This window comes from Achromobacter sp. SD115, from assembly GCF_017355315.1.
GTDB lineage: Bacteria > Pseudomonadota > Gammaproteobacteria > Burkholderiales > Burkholderiaceae_B > Achromobacter > Achromobacter xylosoxidans_B.
Genome location: NZ_JADIJM010000028.1, coordinates 1 through 12,912 on the forward strand (window position 1 = coordinate 1; position 12,912 = coordinate 12,912).

Consider the following 12,912-nt stretch of genomic DNA (forward strand, 5'->3'; position numbering starts at 1 on the left):
GTAAAGCTTTGTCTGTTTATTGTTTGGAAGTGGCGAAATCGCCTGATATGGCGGCATGGCTCCCGCTACATTCAGGGCCGTGTCAGATTTCAGAGTCTAGAGGCGCCACACATGGACATGCCGGTCAGGAATTCCTTGGGCTATCCCTACTATCCGTACTATCCCGTCGTGCTCGACCTCCTGCGCAGCCGCCTGGCGGACTCGGTGCTGGACGCGCCCTGCGGACTGGGCTGGCTGGGCGACATGCTGCCCGCCGCCAGCGGCCGGCAGGTCGATATCGACGGCGTGGGACTGTGGGAGTTTCCGCAGAGCGGCGGCGGCTATCGTCAGCTAAGCGAGCACGACCTCGAAACGCCGCTGACGGTGGCCACATCCTATGACGCCGTGGTCTGCTGCGAAGCGATCCATCTGTTGACCAATCCCGGCGTGCTGATGCAGAGCTTCCACCGCGCGCTGCGGCCGGGCGGTACGCTGATCATCACCACGCCCAACACCTGGTACTTCCGTTCGCGCCTGCAGTTCCTGCTGCGCGGCTTCCATTCCGGGTTCCGGCCCATGGTGGGGCGGCAGCGCGGCGAGGACTACATCACCTACTTCCCCTGGAGTTTTCCGCAACTGCACCTGCTGCTCAAGCACTACGGCTTTACGGACATCACGTTGCACGACGTGGACGAGCACAAGCCCAAGCGCATGGTGGAGCATGTGCTGGCGGTGCCGTCGCGGCTGTACTACGGGCGCCGGCTCAGGCAGGCGCAAGACGAGGAAAGTCGCCGTTACTGGAAGCAGGCCGGCTCCGACCAGTCCGTGCATGGCCGCTGGCTGGTGATGTCGGCGCGCCGGCCGGTTGCCGACACCGCTGGCGGATAGAAAGAAAACGGCCCGCCAGGGCGGGCCGTCGGTTTGCGCACGGGGTGCGCCGCTCAGGCGGGCGTCATGCCGCTGTGGCGCAGCAGGGCGTCGATGCGCGGGGCGCGTCCGCGGAAGGCGGCAAAGGATTCAGCCGCCGGGCGCGAGCCGCCCACGGCCAGCACTTCGCGGCGGAAGCGCGCGCCGGTTTCGGGATCCAGCGTACCCAGGGCGTTGCCAGCCTGGCGCGCCGCCGCTTCCTCGAAGGCTTCGTAGGCGTCGGCCGACAGCACCTCCGCCCATTTGTAGCTGTAGTAGCCCGCGCCGTAGCCACCCGCGAACAGGTGCGAGAAGGCATGCGGCAGGCGGTGCCAGGCGGGCGGGAACAGCACGGCCACTTCCTGGCGCACTTCCTGCAGCAGGGCCAGCACTTCGGCAATCGAGGCGCCCTGGGAGCGGTCGTGCATCAGCATGTCGAACAGCGCGAATTCGATCTGGCGCACGGTCTGCATGCCGCTCTGGTAGTTGCGGGCGGCGACCAGGCGATCGTAGAGCGCGCGCGGCAGGGGCTCGCCCGTGTCGACGTGGGCGGACAGCTTCTGCACCACCGCCCATTCCCAGCAGAAATTTTCCATGAACTGCGAGGGCAGTTCGATGGCGTCCCATTCCACGCTGGCGAAGGCCGCCGCGCCGGGTTCGTCCACCTCGGACAGCAGGGCGTGCAGCGCATGGCCGGTTTCATGGAACAGCGTGATGACGTCATCGTGCGTCAGGACGGCGGCCTTGTCGCCGTTGGGGCGCGAGAAATTGCAGGTCAGGTAGGCGATGGGCGTCTGCACCTTGCCAGCCACGACGCGGCGCGTGCGTTCGCTGTCGACCCAGGCGCCGCTCTGCTTGCCGGCGCGGGCGTACAGGTCCAGGTACAGATAGCCGATGAGTTCGCCCTTGGGGTTTTCCACGCGCACGCCGCGCACGTCGCCGTGCCAGGATGACACGGGCGTTTCCGCCAGGCGCACGTCGAACAGGGTTTCGATGACCTCGAACAGGCCGGACAGCACGCGCGGTTCGGTGAAGTACTGCTTCACCTCGTCCTCGGAATAGGCGTAGCGCGATTCGCGCAGCCGCTCGGAGGCATAGGCCACGTCCCAGGGCTGCAGGTCGTCCAGGCCCAGTTCGCCGGTGGCGTAGGCCTTCAGTTCGGCCAGGTCGCGCTGGGCATAGGGCTTGGCGCGCGCGGCCAGGTCGCGCAGGAATACGGTGACTTCGCGGGCGTCGCGGGCCATGCGGGTCTGCAGGCGCAGCGCGGCGAAGGTGCCCAGGCCGAGCAGGCCGGCTTCTTCGGCGCGCAGGGCCAGCAGTTCCTCGATCAGGGGCGAATTGTCGAACTTGCCGTCGCCGTGTTCCGACGCCACGGTGCCGTAGCCGCGGTACAGCGCCTCGCGCAGTGTGCGGTCCTGGGCGTACTGCATGACGGGCAGGTAGCACGGCATCTTCAACGTGAGCTTCCAGCCCGGCTTCCCGTCTTCCTCGGCGGCGGCGCGGGCCGCGGCGCGCACGTCGGCCGGGATGCCGGCCAGGCGGGCTTCATCGTCGACCAGCAGCGACCAGGCGTCGATCGAGTCCAGCACGTTTTCGGAGAACTTCTGCGAAGCCTGGGCCTCGCGGTCGGAAATGGCGGCGTAGCGTTCGCGGTCGGCGCCTTGCAACTCCACGCCGCTCAGGCGGAAGTCGCGCAGGGCCATTTCCACAATGCGGCGGCGCACCGGTGTCCAGGACGCGAAATCGGGGGCGGCGGCCAGGCGCTGGTACTGCTTGTACAGGCCTTCGTGCAGGCCGACCCAGGTCGAGAATTCGGTCACCAGGGGCAGCGCGGCGTTGTAGGCCTCGCGCAGCTCCGGCGTATTAACCACGGCATTCAGGTGGCCGGCCACCGACCAGGCGCGCCACAGGCGTTCCGAGGCGGTATCCAGCGGTTCCACCACGGCGTCCCAGGAGGGCGCCAGCGCCGGGTCGGCGGCGCGGTCCACGGCCTGGCGGGCGATGCCCAGCAGCTCCTCGACCGCGGGCACGATGTGTCCGGGCTTGACGGCCGCATAGTCGACGAGGTCGGAAACAGGGGCGAGCAGGGGGTTCTGGGACATGGCGGTAGCGGCAGGAATGAGTACAGGAATCAGATAAGGGCGATTCCGGGGAATGCAAGCGGGATGGGTGTGGCCAGGGCGGCGCAGGTGCGAAAAACGTCGCTGCCTGGCGCGCCTGACCAATCAGGCAGCGCCGCGGAACCTGATTCCCCGGCGCTGCGTCCATCCTGGTTCAGCCGGCGGCGCGTTCCGCGGCTTCGATGGTGTTGACCAGCAGCATGGCGATGGTCATGGGACCCACGCCGCCGGGGACGGGCGTGATCGCGCCGGCCACTTCCTTGGCCGAGGCGAAGTCCACGTCGCCGCACAGCTTGCCGTCGGCGCCGCGGTTGATGCCCACGTCGATGACGACGGCGCCAGGCTTGATCATCGAGCCATCGATCATGCCGGGCTTGCCGGTGGCGACCACCAGCACGTCGGCGCGGCGGGTCTGGGCCGCCAGGTCGCGCGTCTTGGAATTGCAAATGGTGATGGTGGCGCCGGCTTGCAGCAGCAGCATCGCCATGGGCTTGCCGACGATATTGCTGGCGCCCACTATCACGGCTTCGGCGCCGCGCAGCGTCACGCCTTCCGATTCCAGCATCTTCATCACGCCATAGGGCGTGCAGGGGCGGAACAGGGGCTGGCCGGTCATGAGCAGGCCGGCGTTGCTGATGTGGAAACCGTCCACGTCCTTCTCGGCCGCGATGGCCTCGATGACCTTGTGCGAGTCCATGTGCTTGGGCAGCGGCAGCTGCACCAGGATGCCGTGGATGGTCGGGTCCTGGTTCAGGATGGCGATGCGGGCCAGCAGTTCGGCCTCGGTCATGTCCGCGGGGTACTGTTCCTTGACGGAATGCAGGCCGGCTTTTTCGCAGGCGGCGACCTTGTTGCGGACGTACACCTGGGAGGCGGGGTCTTCACCCACCAGCACCACGGCCAGGCCGGGGCGGGTGCCCTTGGCGGCCAGGGCCGCAACGCGTTGGGCCGCTTCTTCGCGAATGCGCGCCGACAAGGCCGCGCCGTCGATAATCCTTGCCGTCATGCCGTCGCCTCGGGTTTGGCCAAGGCCACTTTCATCAAATCAGCTACGGTGGTCACTTCAAGTTTTTCCATGATGTTGGCGCGGTGCGCCTCTACGGTCTTGATGCTGATGCCCAGGTCGTCGGCGATCTGCTTGTTCAAGCGGCCCGCGACGATGCGCTCCAGCACCTGCTGCTCGCGCGCGGTCAGGCGCGCCAGCATGGCTTCGTGGTCTTTCTGGGCCTGGTGCTTGCTCACGCGCTGCGTGGCCTGCTCCAGCATGCGCGCCACGATCTCGCGCAAATCGGATTCATTGAACGGCTTTTCCAGGAAGTCGACCGCGCCTTTCTTCATGGTGGACACGGCCATCGGCACGTCGCCGTGGCCAGTGATGAACACGATGGGCAGCGGGGCATTGCGGGCGAGCAGCTGTTCCTGCAGTTCCAGGCCGCTCATGCCGGGCATGCGCACGTCGGCGATCAGCACGCCGATCTGGCTGGCGTCGTAGTCTTCAAGGAAGGATTCGCCGCTGGCGTAGGCGCGAACGCGATAGCCATTGGCCTCCAATAGCCAGCGCAGCGAATCGCGGACCGCTTCGTCGTCGTCAACAATGAAAACCGTGCTCGACAGGTGGGGCGTGTTCATGCGTGCAACTCCTCGGACTGATCGTTCTGGGCCTGCGACTGGGGTGCAGCGCAGGGCAGGGTAAAGCGGAAAATGGTGCCGCCGGCGGGATTGGGATCCGCCCACAGGCGACCATGGTGCGATTCAATAATGGTACGGCAGATATTCAGCCCCATGCCCAGGCCCTGGGTCTTGGTGCTGAAGAAGGGTTCGAACAGGCGCTCGGGTTCGGCCAGGCCGTGGCCGCGGTCGACCACCGCGACCTCGATGTGCTGTTCATGCAGGATCACGGCGACCTTGAGCTCGTCGGATTCACTCTTTTCCATGGCCTCCAGCCCGTTCTTCAGCAGGTTCAGCAACACCTGCTCGATCAGGATGGGATCGGCCAGCACGTCCGGGGCGTTCGACGGCACGAAACGGTCGATGCGGATGCGGCGCTTGCGGGCGTCGATCTCGGCGAAGCCGATGGCGTTGTCGACAATCCGGCTGATCGCGACGCGCTGGCGGCGGGGCTCGCTGCGCTTCACGAATTCGCGGATGCGGCTGATGATCTTGCCCGCGCGTTCGGCTTGGGACGCGGCCTTTTCCAGGGCCGGCAGCAGCATGTTGGGACTGGTGTGGCCGGCCTTGACCAGGGCGACGGCGCCCATGCTGTAGTTGGCGATGGCGGTCAGCGGCTGGTTCAGTTCGTGCGCCAGCGACGAGGCCATTTCGCCCATGGTGGTCAGGCGGCTGGTGAGCTGGATCTTCTCCTGCTGCACGCGCGAGGCTTCTTCATGGACGCGGCGTTCAGTGATGTCGCGCGCCACCTGCATGCGCACGCGGCGGCCGTCGGTCCAGGCCAGCATGCGGTGGTGCACTTCGAACCAGCGTTGCACGGACGGCGCGAAGACTTCCACGGACTCGTCGGTGAAGCGGCCGCGGCGTCCGGCCAGCAGCTCGTCGTGGCCGCCGGTCTGGGCGCCGAACACGCGGCGGTAGGTGCGGTTGGCGAACAGCAGCTCCAGGCCGTCATGGGTGTCGGCAGTGACCGAAATCGCGTCGTCCAGGCCTTCCAGCACCGTCATGAAACGCTCGTGCGCGGCCGTCAGGGCCTCGCGGATGCGCTTGGGTTCGGTGATGTCGGTCATGGAGGTCATCCAGCCGATCTGGTTGCCGTTGGGGTCCAGCAGCGGGGACACGTACATGCGCGCCGTGAAGCGCGAGCCGTCGCGGCGCTGCGCCTCGACTTCGAGGCCGCTGCTGGGGGTCTTGCCGGACATCAGCACGTCCAGGGTGTGCTGGTGCTGCTCGTGGCGGCCCGGCACCCAATAAGGGAAGGGCGGGCTGCGGCCGATCAGGTCGGCCTCGTTCCAGCCGATCATGCGGCAGAACGCCGGATTCACGTAGGCGATGCGCCCCTCCATGTCGAGCACGCGCATGCCGGTGGACATGGAGTTCTCCATGGCGCGGCGGAATCCGGTTTCGGCGATCAGGGCGGCCTCGGCCGCCGAACGGAAGCGCGTATAGCGCCACAGCATCAGCAGGCTGATGACAATCACACAGGACAGGGCCAGCACCACCCAGATCAGGCGCTGCTGGCGCATTTCCTGGTCGATGGTGACAAACATGACGCTGTCGTCATGGATGCGCTGCAGCCAGAAAAACACCGCCATCACACAGATATAGAGGATCAGCACCATCGCTGGCGTGACCCAGTACACCCCGCGTCGGCGAGTGCGGGCGTGATCGTGGAACGGCGTAGGAATATTGGACTTGGGCGCGCTGGACATGGAATTCGGGCCGGATAGACCGCGCATTTTAGTGCGTGTTGGCAGGGATTTGCCGGGATTCGACTCGTCCTTTTGGAGTACCTGCGTAAAAGTATGACGCCAAATCGTTCAGCTGGCTTTAATTTTTCCGCATTATGAAATGCCGTACCGCAACATGAAATTTTTCTTGCGACCGGTTAATCTTCTTTCTTAGAATGCCGGCTGATAGGGAACCGACCCAGTAGCAGGTCTCTAGAACACCCCGACCCATGCCTTGCATGGTAGCCCGGATGATCCCGGCTACCATGCAAGGTCCGCGAGTAGATAAATAAGCGGGTGTGGTCACGAACAAACCCAATAGGAGACACACGATGTCCTCTTTCGCCCAGGCTGGCGCCGTGCAGGCTGCCAACGACGAAGACACCCTTGAAACCCAGGAGTGGCTTGAAGCCCTGGCGGCAGTCCTTGATCGTGAAGGACCGCAGCGCGCCCACTATCTGCTCGAACGCCTGATCGACGAAGCGCGCCGTTCCGGCGCCCATATCCCGTTCTCGCCCAACACCGCCTACGTCAACACGATTCCCCCCGGCCTGGAGCCGGCGCATCCGGGCAACCTGGAACTGGAATCGCGCATCCGCTCGTACGTGCGCTGGAACGCCATGGCCATGGTGGTCAAGGCCAACAAGCACAACCCGCCGGACGGCGGCGACCTGGGCGGCCACATCGCCTCCTTCGCCTCGCTGGCCACCATGATCGGCTGCGGCCAGAACCATTTCTGGCACGCCGAAGACGAAAACCACGGTGGCGACCTGGTGTACTTCCAGGGCCACACCTCGCCCGGCATGTACGGCCGCGCCTACCTCGAAGGCCGCCTGACCGAAGACCAGCTGAACCACTTCCGCCAGGAAGTGGACGGCAAGGGCCTGTCCTCGTACCCGCATCCGAAGCTGATGCCGGACTTCTGGCAGTTCCCGACCGTATCGATGGGCCTGGGCCCGCTGATGGCCATCTACCAGGCCCGTTTCCTGAAGTACCTGCACGCCCGCGGCATCGCCGACACCAGCAATCGCAAGGTCTGGGTGTTCTGCGGCGACGGCGAAATGGACGAACCCGAATCGCTGGGCGCCATCGCCCTGGCTGCCCGCGAAAAGCTGGACAACCTGATTTTCGTCATCAACTGCAACCTGCAACGCCTGGACGGTCCGGTGCGCGGTAACGGCAAGATCATCCAGGAACTCGAAGGCGACTTCCGCGGCTCGGGCTGGAACGTGATCAAGCTGATCTGGGGCGGCTACTGGGATCCGCTGCTGGCGCACGACAAGGAAGGCATCCTGCGCCAGATCATGGAAGACACGGTCGACGGCGAGTACCAGGCGTACAAGGCCAACGACGGCAAGTTCGTGCGCGAGCACTTCTTCGGCAAGCACCCCAAGCTGCTGGAAGCCGTGTCGCGCATGAGCGACGAAGACATCTGGCGCCTGAACCGCGGCGGCCATGACCCCCACAAGGTGTACGCCGCGTTCAACGCCGCCGCCACCCACGAGGGCCAGCCCACCGTCATCCTGGCCAAGACCATCAAGGGCTACGGCATGGGCCACGTCGGCCAGGCCAAGAACCCGACCCACCAGCAGAAGAAGCTGGAGCTGGATTCGATCCGCGAATTCCGCGACCGGTTCGGCATCCCGATCCCGGACGACAAGCTGGAAGACCTGCCGTACTTCAAGCCGGCCGAAGACTCGCCCGAAATGAAGTACCTGCACGAGCGCCGCGCCGCGCTGGGCGGCTACCTGCCGCGCCGCCGCGCCAAGGCCGACGAGCATCTCAAGGCCCCGGCGCTGGACGCCTTCAAGGCCGTGCTGGAGCCCACCGCCGAAGGCCGTGAAATCTCCACCACCCAGGCCTTCGTGCGCATCCTGAACCAAGTGCTGCGCGACAAGGAACTGGGTCCGCGCGTCGTGCCGATCCTGGCCGACGAATCGCGCACCTTCGGCATGGAAGGCCTGTTCCGCCAGATCGGCATCTACGCGCCGGAAGGCCAGAAGTACACCCCGGTCGACAAGGACCAGGTCATGTACTACAAGGAAGCGGCCGACGGCCAGCTCCTGCAGGAAGGCATCAACGAAGCGGGCGCGATGAGCTCCTGGATTGCGGCGGCCACGTCGTACTCCTCGAACAACCGCATCATGATCCCGTTCTTCATCTACTACTCGATGTTCGGGTTCCAGCGCATCGGCGACCTGGCCTGGGCCGCCGGCGACATGCAGGCGCGCGGCTTCCTGCTGGGCGGCACCGCTGGGCGCACCACGCTCAACGGCGAAGGCCTGCAGCACGAAGACGGCCACAGCCACATCCTGGCGTCGACCATCCCGAACTGCGTCTCGTACGACCCGACCTTCGGCCATGAACTGGCCGTGATCATCCAGCATGGCCTGAAGCGCATGGTGGAAGACCAGGAAAACGTCTACTACTACCTGACGGTGATGAACGAAAACTACCCGCAGCCCGGTCTGACCCAGGGCGACGAGGAAGGCATCATCAAGGGCATGTACAAGCTCAAGTCGCACGGCAAGGGCAAGAACCGCGTGCAGCTGATGGGCTCGGGCACGATCCTGCGCGAAGTCATGGCAGCGCAGGAACTGCTGGAAGCCGACTGGGGCGTGGCCTCGGACCTGTGGAGCGTCACCAGCTTCACGGAACTGCGCCGCAACGGCCTGGACGCCGAACGCCACAACATGCTGCACCCCGACGAGAAGAAGCCGCAGGTGGCCTACGTCACGGAACAGCTGGCCAAGACCGAAGGCCCGATCATCGCGTCGACCGACTACATGAAGCTCTTCGCCGACCAGATCCGTCCGTTCGTGCCCAAGGGCCGCGAATACAAGGTGCTGGGCACCGACGGTTTCGGCCGCTCGGATTTCCGCTCGAAGCTGCGCGAGCACTTCGAAGTGGACCGCCACTTCGTCGTGGTCGCCGCGCTGCGCGCGCTGGCCGACGAAGGCAAGGTGCCGGTCGCCAAGGTGGCCGAAGCCATCAAGAAGTACGGCATCAATCCGAACAAAGCCAACCCGCAATACGCCTGAGGGTAAAGAGACATGAGCAACATCGTGCAAATCAAGGTTCCCGACATTGGCGACTTCAAGGAAGTGGAAGTCATTGAAGTGCTGGTGGCGGTGGGCGACACGATCAAGGCCGAACAAAGCCTGATTACCGTCGAATCCGACAAGGCCTCGATGGAAATCCCCGCATCGCAAGGCGGCGTGGTGAAGTCGATCAGCGTGAAGGTGGGCGACAAGGTTGCCGAAGGCACGGTCGTGCTGGAAGTGGAAGCGTCGGGCGCGGGCGAGGCTGCGGCCCCCGCAGCTGCGCCGGCCAAGGAAGAGGCTCCCAAGGCCGAAGCCAAGGCTGCCGCGCAACCGGCTGCCGCTGCCGCCGCACCGGCCGCCTCCAGCGGTCCGGTGAACATCGAAGTGCCCGACATCGGCGACTTCAAGGAAGTCGAAGTCATCGAAATCATGGTCGCGGTGGGCGACACCATCAAGGCCGAGCAAAGCCTGATCACCGTCGAGTCCGACAAGGCCTCGATGGAAATCCCCGCTTCGCAAGGCGGCGTGGTCAAGGAAGTGAAGGTCAAGGTCGGCGACAAGGTCGCCAAGGGCTCGGTCGTGGTCGTGGTGGAGGGCGCCGCGCCTGCCGCCGCTGCTGCCGCCGCGCCGGCTCCGGCCGCCAAGGCTGAAGCCGCCGCCGCGCCCGCGGCCAAGGCCGAGGTTGCGCCGGCGCCTGCCGCGCAGCGTCCGGCTCCCGCCGCCGCGCTCGAAGACGCCGATCTCAAGCCGGGCCAACTGCCGCACGCTTCACCCTCGGTGCGCAAGTTCGCGCGCGAACTGGGCGTGAACCTGAGCAAGGTCAAGGGTTCCGGTCCCAAGGACCGCATCACCGCCGACGACGTGCGCGGTTTCGTCAAGCAGGCGCTGGCCGCCGGCCCGACGGCCGCCGCGGGCGGTTCGGCCGATGGCGCCGCGCTGGGCTTGCTGCCGTGGCCGAAGGTCGACTTCACCAAGTTCGGCCCGATCGAAGCCAAGCCGCTGTCGCGCATCAAGAAGATCTCCGGCGCGAACCTGCACCGCAACTGGGTCATGATCCCGCACGTCACCAACAACGACGAAGCGGACATCACCGACCTGGAAGCGCTGCGCGTCACGCTGAACAAGGAAAACGAGAAGTCGGGCATCAAGGTCACGATGCTGGCCTTCCTGATCAAGGCCGTGGTTGCGGCCCTGAAGAAGTTCCCCGAGTTCAACGCCTCGCTGGACGGCGACAACCTGGTGCTCAAGCAGTACTACCACATCGGCTTCGCCGCCGACACGCCCAACGGGCTGGTGGTGCCGGTGATCCGCGACGCCGACAAGAAGGGCATTCTGCAGATCGCGCAGGAAATGACCGACCTGTCCAAGAAGGCGCGCGACGGCAAGATCTCGCCCGCTGACATGCAGGGCGGCTGCTTCTCGATCTCGTCCCTGGGCGGCATCGGCGGCACTTCGTTCACCCCGATCATCAACGCTCCTGAAGTGGCGATCCTGGGCGTGTCGCGCTCCGCGCACAAGCCCGTGTGGGACGGCAAGCAGTTCGTGCCGCGCCTGATCGTGCCGCTCTCGCTGTCCTACGACCACCGAGTCATCGACGGCGCCTCGGCCGCGCGCTTCAACGCCTATCTGGGCGCCTTGCTGGCCGACTTCCGCCGCATCGCGCTGTAAACGGGGAGCCCCATGAGCAATACCGTTCAAATCAAAGTGCCGGACATCGGCGACTTCAAGGAAGTGGAAGTCATCGAAGTGCTGGTCGCCGTGGGCGACACGATCAAGCCCGAGCAGAGCCTGATCACCGTCGAGTCCGACAAGGCCTCGATGGAAATCCCCGCGTCGCAGGGCGGCGTGGTGAAGTCCATCAACGTGAAGGTCGGCGACAAGGTCGCCGAAGGCACGGTTGTGCTGGAAGTGGAAGCTGCTGCGGGCGCCACAGCCGCCGCCGCACCCACCGCCAAGGAAGCCCCCAAGGCTGCCGAGGCGCCCAAGCAAGCAGCTCCGGCTCCGGCCGCCGCGCCCGCCGCGGCCAGCTTCAAGGGTTCGGCCGACGGCGAGTACGACATGCTGGTGCTGGGCGCCGGCCCCGGCGGCTACTCCGCCGCCTTCCGCGCCGCCGACCTGGGCCTGTCCGTGGTCCTGGTGGAGCGCTACGACACCCTGGGCGGCGTCTGCCTGAACGTGGGCTGCATTCCGTCCAAGGCGCTGCTGCACAATGCCGCCATCATCGACGAAGCCCGCGAACTGGCTGCCCACGGCATCAGCTTCGGCGAGCCCAAGATCGACCTGGACAAGCTGCGCGGCTACAAGGACAGCGTGGTCGCCAAGCTGACCGGCGGCCTGGCCGGCATGGCCAAGGCGCGCAAGGTCACCGTGGTGCATGGCGTGGGCGAGTTCGCCGACCCCAACCACCTGACGGTCAAGGCCGCCGACGGCAAGATCCAGACCCTGCGCTTCAAGCAGGCCATCATCGCCGCCGGCAGCCAGTCGGTGAAGCTGCCGTTCCTGCCCCAGGACGACCGCATCGTCGACTCCACCGGCGCCTTGCTGCTGCGTGAAGTGCCCAAGAAGATGCTCATCGTCGGTGGCGGCATCATCGGCCTGGAAATGGGCACGGTGTACTCCACGCTGGGCGCGCGCCTGGACGTGGTGGAAATGCTGGACGGCCTGATGCAGGGCGCCGACCGCGACCTGGTCAAGGTATGGCAGAAGAAGAACGCCTACCGCTTCGACAACATCATGTTGAAGACCAAGACCGTGGGCGCGGAAGCCAAGAAGGACGGCATCTACGTCAGCTTCGAAGGCGAAGGCGCTCCCAAGGAGCCGCAACGCTACGATCTGGTGCTGCAGGCCGTGGGCCGCAGCCCCAACGGCAAGAAGATCGGCGCCGACAAGGCTGGCATCGCCGTGACCGACCGCGGTTTCATCGAGGTCGATCGCCAGATGCGCACCAACGTGCCGCACATCTACGCCATCGGCGACATCGTCGGCCAACCCATGCTGGCCCACAAGGCGGTGCATGAAGGCCACGTTGCCGCCGAAGCCGCCGCAGGCCAGAAGTCCTTCTTCGACGCTCGCGTCATCCCGTCGGTGGCCTACACCGATCCGGAAGTGGCCTGGGTCGGCCTGACCGAGGACGAAGCCAAGAAGCAGGGCATCAAGATCGAGAAGGGCGTGTTCCCCTGGGCCGCCTCCGGCCGTGCCATCGCCAATGGCCGCGACGAGGGCTTCACCAAGCTCATCTTCGACGCGGAAACGCATCGCATCCTGGGCGGCAGCATCGTCGGCACCCACGCCGGCGACCTGATCAGCGAACTGGCCCTGGCCGTGGAAATGGGCGCGGATGTCGTCGACATCGCCAAGACCATCCACCCGCACCCGACCCTGGGTGAATCGGTGGGCATGGCCGCGGAAGTCGCAGAAGGCGTCTGCACCGACTTGCCGCCGATGAAGAAGAAGTAAGGCGCGAGG

8 protein-coding genes are annotated in these 12,912 nt (G+C 65.7%); 4 read left to right on the forward strand and 4 right to left on the reverse strand.

Annotated elements, in window-relative coordinates; all coding sequences use genetic code 11:
• Positions 1-111 precede the first annotated feature (111 nt).
• The gene (locus IPU70_RS28345; RefSeq protein WP_207472508.1) at positions 112-867 is read left to right on the forward strand and encodes a bifunctional 2-polyprenyl-6-hydroxyphenol methylase/3-demethylubiquinol 3-O-methyltransferase UbiG; all 756 of its coding nucleotides are present in this window, start codon (positions 112-114) and stop codon (positions 865-867) included.
• 53 nt (positions 868-920) lie between these two features.
• On the opposite strand, the gene IPU70_RS28350 is transcribed toward IPU70_RS28345, so the two are convergent.
• The 4 genes from IPU70_RS28350 to IPU70_RS28365 form a co-directional block, all read right to left on the reverse strand.
• Positions 921-2,987, reverse strand: a complete 2,067-nt coding sequence (locus tag IPU70_RS28350; protein ID WP_207472509.1) for a M3 family metallopeptidase — start codon at positions 2,985-2,987, stop codon at positions 921-923.
• A 172-nt stretch (positions 2,988-3,159) separates the two neighbouring features.
• Complete coding sequence (folD, locus tag IPU70_RS28355; RefSeq protein ID WP_118933566.1) at positions 3,160-4,011, reverse strand: bifunctional methylenetetrahydrofolate dehydrogenase/methenyltetrahydrofolate cyclohydrolase FolD; 852 nt, start codon at positions 4,009-4,011, stop codon at positions 3,160-3,162.
• Positions 4,008-4,634: a response regulator transcription factor gene (locus IPU70_RS28360; RefSeq protein ID WP_013393357.1), complete on the reverse strand. Its 627-nt coding sequence runs from the start codon at positions 4,632-4,634 to the stop codon at positions 4,008-4,010. Before IPU70_RS28360 ends, folD begins: the two co-directional genes overlap by 4 nt.
• Complete coding sequence (locus tag IPU70_RS28365; protein WP_013393358.1) at positions 4,631-6,385, reverse strand: PAS domain S-box protein; 1,755 nt, start codon at positions 6,383-6,385, stop codon at positions 4,631-4,633. Before IPU70_RS28365 ends, IPU70_RS28360 begins: the two co-directional genes overlap by 4 nt.
• A 350-nt stretch (positions 6,386-6,735) precedes the next feature.
• Between IPU70_RS28365 and aceE the strand changes: the two genes are divergently transcribed.
• Genes aceE through lpdA form a run of 3 tightly spaced genes read left to right on the forward strand, consistent with a single transcriptional unit; the run spans position 6,736 to position 12,903 of the window.
• Positions 6,736-9,444: a pyruvate dehydrogenase (acetyl-transferring), homodimeric type gene (gene aceE / locus IPU70_RS28370; RefSeq protein WP_207472510.1), complete on the forward strand. Its 2,709-nt coding sequence runs from the start codon at positions 6,736-6,738 to the stop codon at positions 9,442-9,444.
• A gap of 12 nt (positions 9,445-9,456) precedes the next feature.
• A complete protein-coding gene (gene aceF, locus IPU70_RS28375) occupies positions 9,457-11,115 on the forward strand; it encodes a dihydrolipoyllysine-residue acetyltransferase (RefSeq protein ID WP_207472511.1) in 1,659 nt (552 codons plus the stop codon).
• Positions 11,116-11,127: 12 nt separating this feature from the next.
• Positions 11,128-12,903, forward strand: coding sequence for a dihydrolipoyl dehydrogenase (gene lpdA, locus IPU70_RS28380; RefSeq protein WP_207472512.1), 1,776 nt, complete (start codon positions 11,128-11,130; stop codon positions 12,901-12,903).
• Positions 12,904-12,912 lie beyond the last annotated feature (9 nt).

Excerpts from the sequence above, each read along its gene's own strand:
- IPU70_RS28345 (WP_207472508.1), top strand. The coding sequence starts at position 112 with ATGGACATGCCGGTCAGGAATTCCTTGGGCTATCCCTACTATCCGTAC.
- IPU70_RS28350 (WP_207472509.1), bottom strand. The coding sequence starts at position 2,987 with ATGTCCCAGAACCCCCTGCTCGCCCCTGTTTCCGACCTCGTCGACTAT.
- folD (WP_118933566.1), bottom strand. The coding sequence starts at position 4,011 with ATGACGGCAAGGATTATCGACGGCGCGGCCTTGTCGGCGCGCATTCGC.
- IPU70_RS28360 (WP_013393357.1), bottom strand. The coding sequence starts at position 4,634 with ATGAACACGCCCCACCTGTCGAGCACGGTTTTCATTGTTGACGACGAC.
- IPU70_RS28365 (WP_013393358.1), bottom strand. The coding sequence starts at position 6,385 with ATGTCCAGCGCGCCCAAGTCCAATATTCCTACGCCGTTCCACGATCAC.
- aceE (WP_207472510.1), top strand. The coding sequence starts at position 6,736 with ATGTCCTCTTTCGCCCAGGCTGGCGCCGTGCAGGCTGCCAACGACGAA.
- aceF (WP_207472511.1), top strand. The coding sequence starts at position 9,457 with ATGAGCAACATCGTGCAAATCAAGGTTCCCGACATTGGCGACTTCAAG.
- lpdA (WP_207472512.1), top strand. The coding sequence starts at position 11,128 with ATGAGCAATACCGTTCAAATCAAAGTGCCGGACATCGGCGACTTCAAG.